This window comes from Thiomicrorhabdus sp. ZW0627, from assembly GCF_029767005.1.
Classification (GTDB): domain Bacteria; phylum Pseudomonadota; class Gammaproteobacteria; order Thiomicrospirales; family Thiomicrospiraceae; genus Thiomicrorhabdus.
Genome location: NZ_JARUQR010000002.1, coordinates 232,618 through 248,097 on the forward strand (window position 1 = coordinate 232,618; position 15,480 = coordinate 248,097).

The 15,480-nt window shown below is 51.6% G+C and carries 14 protein-coding genes; 13 read left to right on the forward strand and 1 reads right to left on the reverse strand.

The features are described 5' to 3' along the window. Position 1: 1 nt before the first annotated feature. Positions 2-832 carry an HDOD domain-containing protein gene (locus QCB45_RS07340; RefSeq protein ID WP_279420226.1) on the forward strand — a complete coding sequence of 277 codons (831 nt, stop codon included), beginning with the start codon at positions 2-4 and terminating at the stop codon, positions 830-832. Positions 833-953: 121 nt separating this feature from the next. Here the strand turns inward: QCB45_RS07340 and lon are convergent, their stop codons facing one another. Next, positions 954-3,548: an endopeptidase La gene (gene lon, locus QCB45_RS07345; RefSeq protein ID WP_279420227.1), complete on the reverse strand. Its 2,595-nt coding sequence runs from the start codon at positions 3,546-3,548 to the stop codon at positions 954-956. 77 nt (positions 3,549-3,625) lie between these two features. Between lon and mog the strand changes: the two genes are divergently transcribed. The 12 genes from mog (at position 3,626) to QCB45_RS07405 (ending at position 15,472) form a co-directional block, all read left to right on the forward strand. Further along, positions 3,626-4,177: a molybdopterin adenylyltransferase gene (mog, locus tag QCB45_RS07350; RefSeq protein ID WP_279420229.1), complete on the forward strand. Its 552-nt coding sequence runs from the start codon at positions 3,626-3,628 to the stop codon at positions 4,175-4,177. A 5-nt stretch (positions 4,178-4,182) separates the two neighbouring features. Next, entirely contained in the window at positions 4,183-5,115 is a 933-nt protein-coding gene (prmB, locus tag QCB45_RS07355) for a 50S ribosomal protein L3 N(5)-glutamine methyltransferase (protein WP_279420231.1), read from the forward strand. A gap of 98 nt (positions 5,116-5,213) precedes the next feature. Next, positions 5,214-6,197, forward strand: a complete 984-nt coding sequence (locus tag QCB45_RS07360) for a carbonic anhydrase family protein (protein WP_279420233.1) — start codon at positions 5,214-5,216, stop codon at positions 6,195-6,197. Positions 6,198-6,446: 249 nt separating this feature from the next. Then, positions 6,447-7,088, forward strand: a complete 642-nt coding sequence (locus QCB45_RS07365; protein WP_279420235.1) for a hypothetical protein — start codon at positions 6,447-6,449, stop codon at positions 7,086-7,088. Positions 7,089-7,122: 34 nt separating this feature from the next. After that, positions 7,123-7,872, forward strand: coding sequence for a hydrogenase nickel incorporation protein HypB (gene hypB / locus QCB45_RS07370; RefSeq protein WP_279420237.1), 750 nt, complete (start codon positions 7,123-7,125; stop codon positions 7,870-7,872). Between the two features lie 24 nt (positions 7,873-7,896). Then, a complete protein-coding gene (locus QCB45_RS07375) occupies positions 7,897-8,157 on the forward strand; it encodes a HypC/HybG/HupF family hydrogenase formation chaperone (RefSeq protein WP_279420238.1) in 261 nt (86 codons plus the stop codon). Continuing rightward, positions 8,154-9,314 (forward strand): hydrogenase formation protein HypD, encoded by a 1,161-nt coding sequence (gene hypD / locus QCB45_RS07380; protein WP_279420239.1) that lies wholly within the window; start codon positions 8,154-8,156, stop codon positions 9,312-9,314. Before QCB45_RS07375 ends, hypD begins: the two co-directional genes overlap by 4 nt. Then, entirely contained in the window at positions 9,311-10,318 is a 1,008-nt protein-coding gene (gene hypE / locus QCB45_RS07385) for a hydrogenase expression/formation protein HypE (RefSeq protein WP_279420241.1), read from the forward strand. The genes hypD and hypE overlap by 4 nt, the downstream gene beginning before the upstream one ends. Before the next feature lie 25 nt (positions 10,319-10,343). Further along, on the forward strand, positions 10,344-10,688 hold the full coding sequence (gene hypA, locus QCB45_RS07390) for a hydrogenase/urease nickel incorporation protein HypA (RefSeq protein ID WP_279420243.1): 345 nt from the start codon (positions 10,344-10,346) through the stop codon (positions 10,686-10,688). 69 nt (positions 10,689-10,757) lie between these two features. Beyond that, the gene (locus QCB45_RS07395) at positions 10,758-13,199 is read left to right on the forward strand and encodes a hydrogenase small subunit (RefSeq protein WP_279420244.1); all 2,442 of its coding nucleotides are present in this window, start codon (positions 10,758-10,760) and stop codon (positions 13,197-13,199) included. After that, positions 13,196-14,896 (forward strand): nickel-dependent hydrogenase large subunit, encoded by a 1,701-nt coding sequence (locus tag QCB45_RS07400; RefSeq protein WP_279420246.1) that lies wholly within the window; start codon positions 13,196-13,198, stop codon positions 14,894-14,896. The genes QCB45_RS07395 and QCB45_RS07400 overlap by 4 nt, the downstream gene beginning before the upstream one ends. Then, a complete protein-coding gene (locus QCB45_RS07405) occupies positions 14,897-15,472 on the forward strand; it encodes a HyaD/HybD family hydrogenase maturation endopeptidase (RefSeq protein ID WP_279420247.1) in 576 nt (191 codons plus the stop codon). Positions 15,473-15,480: the final 8 nt, after the last annotated feature.

Below are 15,480 nucleotides of genomic sequence, written 5' to 3' on the forward strand. Positions count from 1 at the left end.
TATGCAGCAGAAACTAAAGAACGCGGTGGAAGCGATCCGCGGAGTCAAAATCCCAGAGCTTCCGGATGAAGTTTTGCTTTTGGAAAAAGAGATCAAAAGTAAATTTGCCAACATCTCCACCGTAGCGGAAATCATTGAAAAGAACACGACTTTGTCCGGCGAATTGATGAAGATTGTTAACTCGCCAATCATGAAATTGAAAGAACCGTGTAAATCGATTCGTGATGCCGTGAACGTGATGGGATTGGATAATATCTATCACTTGGTGGTTTCTGCAGCCGTTAAGAATATTTTCGGGCAGAAAGGTCTTTTCAAAGACATTATGGATCACAGTGTCGATGTCGCTTTCTGTATGGCTGACATTGCCGAATGGGTAGATGACGTCAGCCGTGATGAGGCGTACATGCTTGGATTGTTCCACAATTCAGGGGCGATGATGTTAGCTTCTAAGAATGAAGAGATGTATGCTCAGCTTTTCAGTAACTCTATGTCGCTGCCGGTTTCTATCATCGCTAAAGAAGAACAGCTTTTCGGAACCAACCATGCCATGGTCGGTGTACTGATTGCCAAGAAGTGGCATCTGCCGATGGAGATGATCAATGCGATCATGTTGCATCATAACGAGTCGTGCGAACGCATCCAGAACGATAAGGTTCGTGCGATGGTAGCGATGATTAAAATCGCCAATTCGATTGTTTCCGAAGTGTCGTTGGGCGCGTATCGTGGTGACGAGATGCGTCGTTACGAGAAAGACGGTATCGACGAGTTGATGATTCCGGCTGAAACGGTCAAGGAGATCCGTACTGCATTGATGTCTTACTCTTACAAGTAAGACCGGTCGGCCGAATTTTGGTTCGGCTAACGGTTTTATCCAGTATGAAAATGAACAGGCCTGGTCGGTTTTCCGACCAGGCCTGTTGTGTTTCTGAAGACCGTTTTTGGTTAACTTTCAGTTAATGGTGTGAAGATTCGGTTTCTTCGTCATGTTCTTTGCGTTTGGCTTTGTAGACTTTCAGCGCCAGCGATTTCGCGCGGATGTTGAACGTCAGTTTTGCCACGTCGTCAAAATGTTTGGCGAAATGTACCGTCATGCCTTCCTGTAGATAGTCCGGCAATTCCTGATAATCCTTTTTGTTTTCAAACGGCAGGATCAGTTCTTTGATGCCGATGCGTCTGGCCGCAATCACTTTTTCACGGATGCCTCCGACCGGAAGCACTTGTCCCGTCAAACTCAGCTCGCCCGTCATAGCCAATGGCGACTTGATCGCTTCGTCACGCGCCAGCGAAAGCAGGGCGGTCGCCATGGTAACGCCCGCGCTTGGTCCGTCTTTCGGTGTGGCACCGTCCGGCACGTGAAGGTGGACAAACGCCTTGTCGAAGAATTCCGGATCGGCCTTGTATTTATCCAGGTTGGACGAAATGAAGCTGTAGGCGATTCCGGCCGACTCCTGCATGACGTCGCCCAACTGCCCCGATAGTTTGAAGCCCCGGTTGAATGTGTGGACACGACTCGCTTCGATGGTCAGGGTCGCGCCGCCCATTGACGTCCAGGCCAGTCCGGTCACGGTACCGATCTGTTGGTTCATTTTCTCGAGCGTGAAGCGCGGTTGTCCCAGCATCTCTTCGAGTTCGTTGACGTGGATACGCGCGCTGTCGATTTCGCCGGTCACGAATTTCAGAGCCAGTTTACGCACCAGCTTTGCCAGTTGTTTCTGCAGGTTACGTACACCTGCTTCACGGGCGTAGCCTTCGATGACATGACGGATCGCCGGCGCGGTAATCTGCACTTGTTCTTTGCTCAAGCCGGCCTCTTCAAGCAGCTTTGGCCAGAGGTGGTGTTTGGCGATCTGGATTTTCTCTTCTGTGATGTAACCGGAAAGACGAATTACTTCCATACGGTCGAGTAAAGGTCCCGGAATGGTGTCGAGCGTATTGGCGGTACAGACGAACAACGCTTTTGAAAGATCAAAGCGTACATCCATGAAATGATCCATGAACTCGTGGTTCTGTTCCGGGTCCAATACTTCAAGCAACGCCGACGCCGGATCACCGTGATAGGACGCGCCGATCTTGTCGACTTCGTCCAACATGATGACCGGGTTGGACGTTTCGCAATCTTTCAGTGCCTGGATGAATTTCCCCGGCATGGCACCGATGTAGGTACGACGGTGTCCCTTGATCTCCGCTTCGTCACGCATGCCGCCGACCGAGAAACGGTAGAACTTGCGTCCCAAAGCGTCGGCGATGGAGCGACCGATTGAAGTCTTACCGACCCCAGGAGGACCAACCAGACAGATGATGGAACCTGAAATCTCGCCTTTGAGGGCACCCACGGCCAAGAACTCGCTGATGCGGTCTTTGACGTCTTCCAAGCCGTCGTGTTTTTTGTCCAGAATTTTCTTGGCACGTTTCAGGTCGAGAATATCGGTACTGTGTTTGCCCCAAGGGAGCAACGTAAGCCAGTCGAGCCAGTTGCGCGCTACATTGTATTCAGGCGACTGCGGATCGAGCATTGACAGTTTGCTCAGTTCTTCCTCGGCTTTCTTGTGTGCTTCTTCGCTGAGCTGCAGGGCTTCCATGCGTTCCAGAAAACGGTCGGTATCCAGTGTCTGGTCGTCTTTGACGATGCCGAGTTCTTTCTGGATTTCGCTCAACTGTTGGCGCAGGAAGAACTCACGCTGTTGATCGCTTAGATTCTCTTCAACGCGCTCGCGGATGTTGTATTGAAGTTTGGTGACCTCGATTTCCTGTTTGAACAGGTTCAACACCTTTTCCAGACGGTCGACCAAGTCAAGCGTTTCCAATACATCTTGCAGTTTGTGGTTGTCCGCTGTTGTCAGGCTGGCGGCAAAATCGGCCAGATGAGACGGCTCGCTCGGGCTGTAGCGGTTAAGGAAGTATTTCAACTCTTCGCTGTACAGCGGATTTAACGGCAACAGTTCACGGAAGGCGTTCATGATTGCCAAACCGTAGGCTTTGAATTCTTTGTCGGTGCCGTTCTTAATGTCGGTCGGATAGCTCACCTGCGCTTTATAAGGCGCGGCGCTCGAAACCCAATGCTCAATCTTGAAGCGCTGAACGCCTTCGGCAATCAACTGGATGAAGTCGTCGCGCTCTTTCGGTTCGTGGACGCGAACCAGCGTTCCGATGGCCGAGAATGCTTCCGGTGGCGCTTTTTCATGATCCTCATAGTCGACGAAGATCATACCGATGTATTTGTGGTCGCCGCTTTTGATGGCGTCGAAGGTTTCTTGCCAGAGTTCTTTGCTCAACAGAACCGGCAACTGCTGTCCAGGGAAGAAAGGGCGGTCTTTGACCGGCAACAGGAAAATCTCCTGAGGCAGGTTCAAGCCTGGCTTGGCAAGCTGGCGGGTTTCACCGGAACCATCGCTGGCGATGTGTTCACCATCCAGCACTTGGGAGTCGAATTCCGCTTCGACGGTTTCTTCCTCACCCTGCATCACTTCTTCGGCATGGACGTTTTCGTTTTCGGAAGTCTGTGGGTCGTTTTCGGTCGGAAATTCTGGCGTGTGATTCGTGTCGGTCATCGCTGCTCTTATTCGTAATAATCTTGGAAATTAGGGTATTATATGCGGATTAATGTTGTCAGATTCAAGGATTCAAAATGCAAAAAGACGAAATTAAAATCGGGTTCGTAACGGTTTCGGATCGTGCAAGTCGAGGTGAGTATGAAGATTTGGGCGGTCCGGCCATGCAGGAATGGATTGACCGAGCTTTAACTTCGAAATGGACAGCGGTCGCCAAAGTGATTGAAGACGACCAGGCATTGATTGAATCAACTTTGAAGGAAATGGCCGACGAGCACGGCTGTTGTCTGATTCTGACCACCGGCGGAACCGGTCCGGCGAAACGCGATGTGACCCCGGAAGCGACCGAAGCGGTGTGCGATAAGATTCTGGACGGGTTTGCTGAGCAGATGCGTGCGGTCTCTTTGCAGTATGTGCCGACCGCGATTTTGTCGCGACAGATTGCCGGAACGCGTGGTTCCAGTTTGATCATCAACCTACCGGGGAAACCGTCTGCAATCGGTGAGTGCTTGGAAGCGGTCTTCCCGGCGGTACCTTATTGTGTCGACCTGATTGAAGGGCCATATTTGGAGACGGATGAAACGTTCGTCAAAGCATTCCGTCCAAAGCATGCGGTTAAGAAAGGGTAAAACTTGTGACCAATATCAATTATCAGTTTGAAGGGTTGGAAACGGTCATCGATTTCATTCGTTGGGGTGGTTCTCTATTTACACGCGCTAATCTCTTCTTCGGTCACGGCACCGATAATGCGTTTGACGATGCGCGAGTACTGGTCTTCCATGCTTTACATTTGCCACAGGAAGTGCCTGAGAGTTATTGGCAGGCACGTTTGTCTCAGCCTGAAAAACAGCAGGTTACGGAACTGTTCAAGCACCGTATCGAAACCCGTAAGCCATCCGCCTACATCACGGGAGAAGCGTGGTTTGCCGGAATGCGTTTCATCGTTAACGAATCGACTTTGGTACCACGTTCACCAATCGCCGAACTGATCGCCAAACAGTTCCATAACTGGGTAGACGTTGAGAAGGTGACGCGTGTTTTGGATTTGTGTACCGGAAGCGGATGCATTGGGATTGCTTCCTTGCAAACCCTTCCATGCGCCGAAGTCGATCTGGCAGATATCTCGTCGGCGGCTTTGGAAGTGGCGCAAAAGAACATTGATATGTATGGGTTGAATGAGGTTGCACACGCCATTCAGTCCGATTTGTTCAATAACTTGGACGGCAAAAAGTACGATTTGATTCTGTCGAATCCGCCTTATGTCGACCAGATCGAAATGGACCACTTGCCGGAAGAATTCCAGCAGGAGCCGAGTCTGGGCTTGGCGGCAGGGCAGGATGGATTGGATATCGTGCGTCGCATTCTGGCGGAAGCGTCCGAACATTTGACCGAAGATGGCGTGCTGATTGTCGAGGTAGGTGTCTCGCAATACTATTTGGAACAGGCCTATCCGGAACTGCCGTTCTACTGGTTTGAATTCGAACATGGTGGCGAGGGGATTTTTGCCATTCATAAATCCGAGCTTGATGTGTTTCAGGATATTCTCAACGAACGAGTTAAACCATAGCGGGCAAAACAGTAAAAAGCCGTTTGTGAAGTAAATGGCAACGATTTTGCTATAGGTCTCGGTATATTCATTCATATGTCAATTATTTGGAGTTTTACATGAGACCGAACTTCTCGTTAACGGTTGTTTCAAGTCTGCTGTTTTCATTGCTGATCAGTATTGGCGCGCCGGTTACGGCGGCGGACGTTCAGTTGACCAAGCCGTTGGTCGATTTGAATGCGGAAGCGGAAAAACTGAAACAAGAAAAGGAAGCGGCAAATAAAGCGGCCGCTCCTGCCGTTAAGCATGCCGAGACCGTTGCCGCTGAAAAAACTCCGAAAACCGAACATCCAGCCGAAGCCGCCAAGCAGAACCATGTAGTTCATTGGGGTTATTCGGGCGAGGGCCGACCAGAAAAGTGGGGCGATTTATCTTCGGATTTTGCAACCTGTAATACCGGCCGTAATCAGTCTCCAATTGACCTGCGTGACAAAGCCGCACTGGGTACCCAAGGGCTTCCAAACCTTGACATCGTCTATCGTGAAGTACCTTTAAAGATCATCAATAACGGTCACAGCATCCAGATTAATTTCCCGTTGGGAAGTTACATCAAGGTTGGCGGACACCGTTTCGAATTGATGCAGTATCACTTCCACACTCCGAGCGAACATCACAAGGAAGGGTTTGCCTATCCAATGGAAATGCACTTGGTGCACAAAGACGGCGACGGCAATCTGGCGGTGTTGGGTGTGTTGTTCCAGGAAGGGGAAGAGAACCCTTATCTGAACGGATTGTTGAAGCGTCTGCCAAAAGTGATGGGGAAAGAGGAGATTCATAAAGATCTTAAACTTAATCCGGCGCATTTCATTCCGCCGAATCCCGAGTTCTATAAGTACAGCGGTTCTTTGACGACGCCGCCGTGTTCCGAAGGGGTTTACTGGATGGTGTTCAAGCATCCGATCGAAGCCTCTGCGGAGCAGATCCAGCAGATGAACGAATTGATGGGTGACAACGCTCGTCCGGTTCAGCCGAAGTTTGCGCGTAGCATTTTGAAGTCCTGGATGGAACAGGATTACGAAACGCCCTTATATGAGTTCTATTAACCCTTACTAACCGGTAATCGGTTAATTTCAATTTTCGATCTTCTTTTTGAAATGAACAGGCCTGTTGAAATCCCACTGGGGTTTCCAGGCCTTTTTTATTGGCTGCGAATCGTTTCGGGAATTGAAAAAATGCGTAAACAGGTTGAAATTTAAGAACCCGTCGTGCAATCTAGGTGATACACTTTTCATTTCAATGAGTGTGGTCTCTCCGGGATGTTTGAAACGGAGACATAGAAAAGGGTAGCGAGAATGGAAGTCGGACTGTTTATCATTTTCTGGTATGGCGTATTGCACGCGATGGGGCCCGACCATCTGGTTGCCATCGCCGATTTCTCAATCGGAAAGAATGTCCGCAAAACCGCAGCCGTTACCCTTTTGTTTGCCTTGGGGCACGGCCTGACTCTATTCGTTTTTGCCAAAATCCTGCAAAGTTTTCCTGCATCGGAAGCGTTTACCGATTACGGCGATGTGATTTCCGCCAGCGTGATTCTGATGATGGGCGTTTATCTGCTCTATCTGGTGGCCGCCGATCGTATTTTATTGCATAAACACATCCATGAAGGCCGCGAACACGTTCATATCAGTTTTTCCAAACATCATAGCCACTCCCGTTTCAGCGGCACCATGCCAGCTTTGAGTCTGGGGGTATTGATGGGTATTGGGGGCGTGCGCGGCATGCTGGTGACTTTGAGTCTGGTCGGTAGTCAGGAAGTGACTTGGAATATGATCGCCCTGTTTGCTTTGGGCGTGATGCTGGTGTTTGTCTTCTTCGGTCTTTTGATTCTGGCTGTGAACCGCTATTGGTTGAATTCACTTTCGAATGTCCGCCGTATCTTCGGCGTACTGGGAGTGGTTTCGATTGCAGTGGGCGGCCGGATACTGTTAGGCTGAACGTTAGTCGATTTTAGGATTCAAAGGAGGTCTTATGTGTGAAGATTGCGGTTGTTCAATAACGGATTCGGCGCTGAAAGCTCCGACCCGATTCGTTCCGGTTCACGATAACCCTCAGCTCAACGACGCCAAAACCGTGGACGTCATCAGCAAGATTTTGCATAAGAACGACCATGAAGCCGCACATAACCGTGCCCACTTCGACAAAGCCGGCGTATTGGCGGTCAATCTGATGAGCAGTCCGGGCAGTGGTAAGACCAGTCTGTTGGAAAGTTTAGCGGAACTGTCGGATCGTCCATTTGAGTTCGGTGTCATCGAAGGCGATCTACAAACCTCCCGCGATGCAGAGCGTATTCAAGCCAAAGGCATTCCTGCTTATCAGATCCAAACCGGTTCCGCCTGCCATCTTGATGCCTTCATGGTGCATAAAGGTTTGCACGCCATGCCATTGAACGACATCGATGTCTGCTTCATCGAGAACGTCGGTAATTTGGTCTGTCCGGCCAGTTACGACGTCGGCAGTCATTTGAACGTGGTGCTGGTGTCGGTGCCGGAAGGTGACGATAAAATCGAGAAGTATCCGGTCATGTTCCACAAGGCCGATCTGGTGCTGATCAGCAAGGTCGATCTGTTGCCGCATTTCGATTTCGATATGCAGGCGGCGAAGGCCATGGCCAGACAGCTTAAACCGAATGTCGATATTCTGGAGATTTCCGGTAAAGACCCGGAGTCGATTCAACGGGTGGTTGAGTGGGTCGAATTCAAACGCAAAATGCGCGCCTGATTAATTCATTCGAGTGATTCCATTATGTGCCTGTCGATTCCCTCCAAAGTGATTCAAATAGACGACGCCAATATCGCCACGGTCGATACCATGGGTGTGCAGCGTCAGGTCAGTCTCGATTTGATGCCGGAAGCGGTTGATATCGGTGACTATGTGTTGATTCATGTCGGATTCGCGATGAACAAGATCGACCAGGAAGACGCGCTCGAAAGTCTGAAACTCTATCGAGAAATGGCCGATCTCATCGACGCCGAAGACGCCAATCTCAGACAGGTATCGTCATGAGTGGATTGCAGCTTCAAGACCTTTATCAAGGTTTTCGAGAGCCGCAGACGATCCGTGTGCTCGCCGAAAAAATCCGGCAGGCCTCGTCTTCATTAAAAGCGCCGCTTCATATCATGGAGGTCTGCGGCGGTCATACCCACACCATCATGAAGTACGGCCTGAATCAGATTCTGCCGGACAACATCGAATTCATTCATGGTCCGGGCTGCCCGGTCTGCATCATGCCCAAAGAGCGCATCGACCATGCGATTTCGCTGGCGCAAATGGAAAACACCATTTTACTGACATTAGGTGACATGATTCGTGTTCCCGGTTCCAAAAGCAGCTTGGCGAAACAGCGAGCGTTGGGTTGTGACATCCGCGCGTTGAATTCACCATTGGACGCGATTCAGATCGCAAGGGAAAATCCGGATAAGCAAGTGGTGTTCTTCGCCATCGGTTTTGAAACCACCACGCCGATGACCGCAGCGGTGATTCAAAAGACAATCGATTCAGGATTGGACAACCTCTATTTTCATATCAATCACGTTCTGGTGCCGCCCGCGGTGGAAGTGATCCTTTCCGATCCGGCCTGTCGAATCGACGCTTTGATCGGGCCGTCGCATGTCAGCGTCATCAGCGGTGCCAAGATTTATCTTCCTTTGGCGGAGAACTATGAGATGCCGGTTGTGGTCAGCGGATTCGAGCCGGTGGACGTGATGCAAGGCATTCTGATGATTGTCGAACAGGTGCTTGAACAGCGCCACGAGGTGGAAATCCAATACACGCGGGCGGTCAGTCTCGAAGGCAATCTCAAGGCGCAGCAATTAATCGACACCTACCTGCAACCGCGTAGCCATTTCCGTTGGCGCGGGTTGGGCGACATCGCTCACAGTGCGTTGCAGTTGAAAGATGAATATCGACAACTGGATGCGGAAGTTGTGTTTGCTGACCGGCTTTCCGATGAACCGATCGACGACCATAAGATGTGTATCTGTGGCGACATCCTTAAAGGACTCGCCAAACCTCAGGACTGCAAGGTCTTCGGCCGCGGCTGCGATCCGACACGTCCGCTGGGAAGTTGTATGGTGTCCGACGAAGGGGCGTGCAACGCCTATTACCGTTATGCGGAAATTTCTTTACCGCCGTCCACGAAGCAGAAGAGGGCGAGTGCATGAAGGTGGTTGAACTCAGTCATGGCGGCGGCGGAGCGGAAACCCAGCAACTGATTCAACAGTTGTTCTACCGCCATTTCGCCAACGACGTTCTGTTGAAATCTGAAGACGCCGCCGTGTTGTCTTTGCAGGGACAAACCGCGTTCACCACCGACAGTTTCACTGTCAGCCCGTTGTTTTTCAGTGGCGGGAACATCGGTAACCTGGCAATCGCCGGAACTCTGAACGATCTGTCGATGATGGGGGCAAAACCGCTGTATTTGAGTTGCGCGTTTATCATTGAAGAAGGTCTGCCGTTCGACACTTTGGAAAAGGTGGTGCAGAGCATGGCGGACGAATTGCAGAACAGTGATGCCAAAATCGTCTGCGGCGATACAAAAGTTGTCCCCAGGGGGGCTGTGGATAAGTTGTTTATAAACACAAGCGGTATCGGTGAGATTTCTACCGGTCAAATCGTCAAACCTTCGGCGCATAATTTGCAGATGGGGGACGCCGTCATTGTTTCCGGCGACATCGGCCGTCACGGCGCGGTGGTGATGGCCGAGCGTGAAAGCATCAACTTGCATGGTGATTTTAAAAGCGATTGCCAAGTATTGTGGCCAGCGGTCAAAGCCTTGTTGGATGCGGGATTGGAGTTGCACGCTTTACGTGACGCCACCCGTGGAGGGTTGGCGGCTTTACTGAACGAATGGGCCAACAGTTCCGAAGTCTGCATTGAAATCGAAGAGGAAAAGATTCCGGTCAGCGAGTCGGTCAGAGGATTGTGTGAACTGTTGGGATTTGAAGCTTACGACTTCGCCAACGAAGGCACGTTTGCGATTGCCTTACCCTGTTCACAAGTTGAACAGGCCTTGCAGGTTTTGAGTCAATTCGACTTCACACAAAAGGCGGCGGTCATCGGAAAGGTGACCGATTTTCAGGCAGGCCTGGTGGTTTTGCAAACCCCTTGGGGCAGTCAACGGGTTCTGGAGTTGCCGAAGGGCGAACTTCTGCCGAGAATTTGTTGATAAGTTGTTAAGGAACCCGGTTGCCATGCATGAATATTCCATCGTCCGTGACCTGATCGAACAGTGCGAGCACCTCGCTTCGGATAATCAGGCCACGGAAGTCAGCAAGGTGGTCATTAAAATAGGCAAACTCAGTGGCGTGGAACCCGACCTTTTGGCGACCGCATTCGATACTTTCAGGGAAGCCAGTCCGGTTTGCCGAACCGCCGAACTGGACATGCAGATCCAGCCGGTTAAGATTTTTTGCCGCGGCTGCGGCGAACACAGCACACTGGACGAACACCGTTACGTCTGTCCTTTGTGTCAGAGTGTTGAAATTTCTGTTACAGATGGCGAAGAGATGTTTTTAATGCAACTTGAAATGAAGTAGTATTAATACCAATGAATTTAGGGGAAATAGAACCTTTCCTCCAACAGGCATTTTTCCGGGAGCGTTGTCATGCGAATAGTGATCATTGGGGGTGGTATTGCGGCGGATTATCTCGCCAACACCATCCTGGAAAAAGACCCGAATGTCGAAGTGCTGATCCTCTCCAAAGAGTGTTACGCACCTTATGACCGAATCCATCTGTGCGATCTTGTCGAAGGCGTGGCGGATATCCATGACATCACGCTCGATCTGCATCCGGGTGTACAGGTCAAGCTCAATCAGGAAGTCACCGCGATCGACCGCAAGGCCAAACAGGTCATCAGTCACGATCAGCGTTTCGACTACGACTACCTTATTATTGCCAGCGGCTCCCAACCGAAGACGCTGTTCGACATCTCCCAGATCGACAATGCGGTGACCTTCCGCAGCGCGGACGACAGTTTCAAGATTGCTGGTAATCTGAACGACCGTAACGTGGTGATTATTGGAGCCGGGCCGATCGGTCTGGAACTGCTCGACACCTTGATGCGCATGCCTGCGCCGAAAAAAATCTATATGATCGTCATCGACGAGAGTCTGTATTCGCCAGATCTGGACCCTTCAAGCGTGAGCTTGATTCAGAAGACTTTCGAAGCCGATCCGCGCATCACCATCTCGTTCAACGACCAGATCACCGACAAGGTCGTTGAGAACGGTCATATCACGAGCCTGAAAACCGTCAAACACACCATTGAAGACCCGTTTCTGATTTTCGGGATCGGCATTAAGCCAAACGTCGATTTCGCGCGTGACGCACTCGAATGCGACCGCGGGATTCTGGTCGATAACACACAGCGTACATCCGATCTGTTCATCTATGCGGTGGGCGAGGCGGCGCAAATCGACGCAACCGGTTTCACCGCCGGGCACGCCAAAGACTGCCGTTTGCAGGCCGACGTTGCGGTGAGCAATATCCTCAAGGTCGAGCCTAAAAGCTTTGAGCGTGAGGTGGCCATCGACGGCCTCAAGGTCGGTTCGTTCCATTTCACCGACGTTTCTTCGCCCGACTACAATATGCGCGACGAAGACAACGAAGTGGTACTGTTGCGTTCCAAGAAAGAGGAACGTATCGATCAGTACATTCTAAATAACGAGAAGTTGATGCGCTTCATCGGCGTCAACTCCAATGTCGATGCACTTTATCTCAAGCAACTGATCATCGAGAATCAGGACATCGACGCTTCTTATCTCTACAACAACCGCCACGAAAGCGAACGCGGGCCTTTGATATGTACTTGCGTCGGCGCCTACCAAAAAGACTTGGTCGACATCATCGAGGCGAACGCGGTCACAAGTTTCGCCGAACTCAAGGATTACACACAGGCCGGCCGGGTTTGCGGACGCTGTAAGAAAGACGTCGCCAATTTGGTGGCGACGGCGCATGTGGACAAGGCCGAAGTCGAACGTAAGAGAGCCGAGCGTGAAGCGGCTGAGAAACAGAAGCAGTTGGACAAGGTTAAACATCGACTGGAAAAATACAACCGCCTGCATCCGAGCAACCAGATCGACAGCAGCAATCTGGAAGAGGCATTGAAGTCATTCGACAAGGTCAACGAGTTTAACGGTTGGGTGTCGATGATGACCTTGAATCTGGACTTGCCGCCGGAATTCGACGATTTGGTGTATCAGGGGATTCAGCATTTGAACAAGGTGCCGGTCATCTGGCTGGAGCTGGCCGACTGTACCGGGAACTCGGAAGGCTTCATCAAGTCGGTCAATCCGACGGTGGACGAACTGATCCTGAAATTCATCTCGCTCGATTACCACGAATTGCTGATGGCCGCTTCCGGTCCGCATTCCGAAACCCGACTCGATCAGTTAATTGAGGAAGACGGTGGCGAATACATTCTCATCGTCGAAGGCGCCGTGCCGTTGGGCATGGAAGGTAAGTTCCTGCGCATCGGCCCCAAAGGCGAAACCGGAGAGGCCTTGCTGAAACGTGTGGCCGATAAAGCCGCCGCCATTTTTGCAGTGGGTTCCTGCGCTTATGACGGTGGGGTGGTGGCCGCTGCGCCGAACCCGACCGGAGCGGTGGGCGTGAGCGAAGCTTTGGGGCGTAAAGACATTATCAACCTGCCGGGCTGTCCGGTGAACCCAATCAACATCGTTGGCACTTTACTGCATTACGTCATGTTCGGTGAATTCCCTGAGCTGGGCGAGAACAATAAACCGGTTTGGGCTTATGCGCCGCGCGTGCATGACAACTGCGAACGCCGAGGCCATTATGACGCGGGCGAGTTCGTCCGCGAATGGGGCGATGAGGGCGCCAAGAAAGGTTGGTGTCTGTTCGAGATGGGCTGTAAAGGGCCTTACGCCGACATCAACTGTTCGCAGGTTAAATTCAACGAAGGCACCTCCTGGCCGGTTCAGGTCGGGCACGGTTGCATCGCCTGTGGAAAAGGCAAGGTCGCCTTCGACGAACTGGCCAATAACCGAAAAGTCATCAATGTTCCATACGAGTTAAAGTCATGACACAGACAAAACAGAAAATCGTCATCGATCCGGTTACGCGCATCGAAGGCCACTTGCGGGTCGAGATCGAGGTGGATGAAAACAACACGGTCACCGAAGCCTGGGCATCGGGGCAGTTGTTTCGAGGCATCGAAACCATCCTCAAAGGACGTGACCCGCGCGATACCGGATTGATCGCGCAGCGTATCTGCGGTGTCTGTACCAACTCGCATTACCGCGCCTCGATCACGGCGGTGGAAAACGCCTATGGGATCGTGCCGCCGAGAAACGCCGAAATCGTCCGTAATTTGGTCTCTCTGGCGTTGTTCGTTCAGGATCATATCGTCCATTATTATCATCTGCACTCGTTGGATTACGTCGATGTGGTCGCCGCTTTGAGCGCCGATTGTGAGCAGGCCAGTAAGGTCGCTCATCAGTGGCACAAACAGCCGTACAATTGTTCGCAGGGTGATTTAGAGGCGGTGCAGGAAAAACTCAGCAGCTTCGTCAAGGCGGGGCGCTTGGGTCTGTTCGCCAACGGTTACTGGGGGCACCAACAGTACAAACTGTCGCCGGAAGAGAACCTGATTCATATGAACCACTATCTGGAAGCCCTGCGCATCCAGCGCGAGGTCAGCAAGGCGATTGCGATTTTCGCAGGTAAGACGCCGCACCCGCAGAATCTGGTGGTCGGCGGTGTCACCAGTGTCATGGATATGCTGAACCCTCAGCGGTTGAACGATTATCTGTTCATCATCAAAGACACGCAGGAATTCCTCAAGCGCGCTTATCTGCCGGATATGAAAATGGTGGTGGCTGCTTATAACGACGACATCAAAGCTGGATTCGGCCGCGGCCGCGGTAACTTCATGACCTCCGGCGGTTTCCCGTTGGGCGATGACGAACCGTTGTTTGAAAGCGGTGTGATTTGGGCGCACGACTTCGACAAACTTGATGAGTTCGATGTCACCCACATTACCGAAGAGGCGGCGCGTTCCTGGTATGCAGACGAAGCGCCGACCAGCCCGTTCGACGAAACCACCGAACCGTTCTACACCGATTTGAATACCGACGGCACCTTGAAAACCGAAGGCAAATACAGCTGGATCAAAGCACCGCGTTATCAAGGCGAGCCGATGGAAGTGGGGCCGGCTGCGCGGATGCTAATCGGCTACCTGAAAGGTGGAAAGTACGTGAAGCCGTATATGCAGCATTTCATGGACGACACCGGCATGGAATTGATCGACTTTTCAAGTTCGGTCGGGCGTAATGCGGCGCGTGCCGTCGAGGCCGAAGTGGTGTGCGACATGATTTTCGGTTTCGTCAGCGAGCTGATTGAGAACATCAAATATTACGACGAAGAGACCTGGACGAAATACGATTTCGAATCCCTTCCTATGAACACCAAAGGGTGCGCCGTGGTGGAAGTGCCGCGCGGGACTTTGAGCCACTTCGTGCGTATCGACGAGGCCAAGGTACAGAACTATCAAGCGGTGGTGCCGACCACTTGGAACGCCTCGCCCAAAGACGCTAAAGGGCGACGCGGGCCGTATGAAGAAGCGATTGTGGGATTAACACTTGCCGATCCGAAACAGCCGTTGGAAGTGTTGCGCGCGGTGCATTCGTTCGATCCGTGTCTGGCGTGTGCGGTGCATGTCATCGACGCCAAGGGTAAAACTCTGGCGGAACATCGGGTTCATCCAATCGGTGGGCTGTAAGTGACAGAAGCCGAAAACACACCGAACATCGCCGTGCTCGGCGTTGGCAATATTCTGTTCCGGGACGAAGGTCTTGGCATCTACGCGACGCAATTCCTGAAAGACAATTACGATTTCTCGCCGCCAATCGACCTGATTGACGGCGGCACCATCGGCATGAACCTGATCCATTATTATCAGAGTTACGACCATCTTCTGCTGTTGGATACCATCAGTGTAGACGAAGAGGGCGAACCCGGCAGTGTCTATTGTTTGCCCTCAGAGGTGCTTCAAGGTATGGGGAACTATCGACGCACCGCGCATGAAGTTGAAGTGTTACAAACTTTGGAGTTGGGCGCTTTGGCGGGAGACGTGGCCGACATTCAGGTGATTGCGATGGTGCCGGAAGACATGGATTCGGTTTCCATCTCCCTGACTGACACCGTTAAACAGACCTTGCCGTTATTGATTCAAACCACGCTTGAACAACTTGAAAAGTTGGGGGTGGAAGTCAAACAGAAAATCAGCCCGGTTTCACTGGAGCAGATCCTCCGGCGTTACGATCAACAGCAAGCGCCTTTTCATAATGTGTCTTAAGGGGAAAT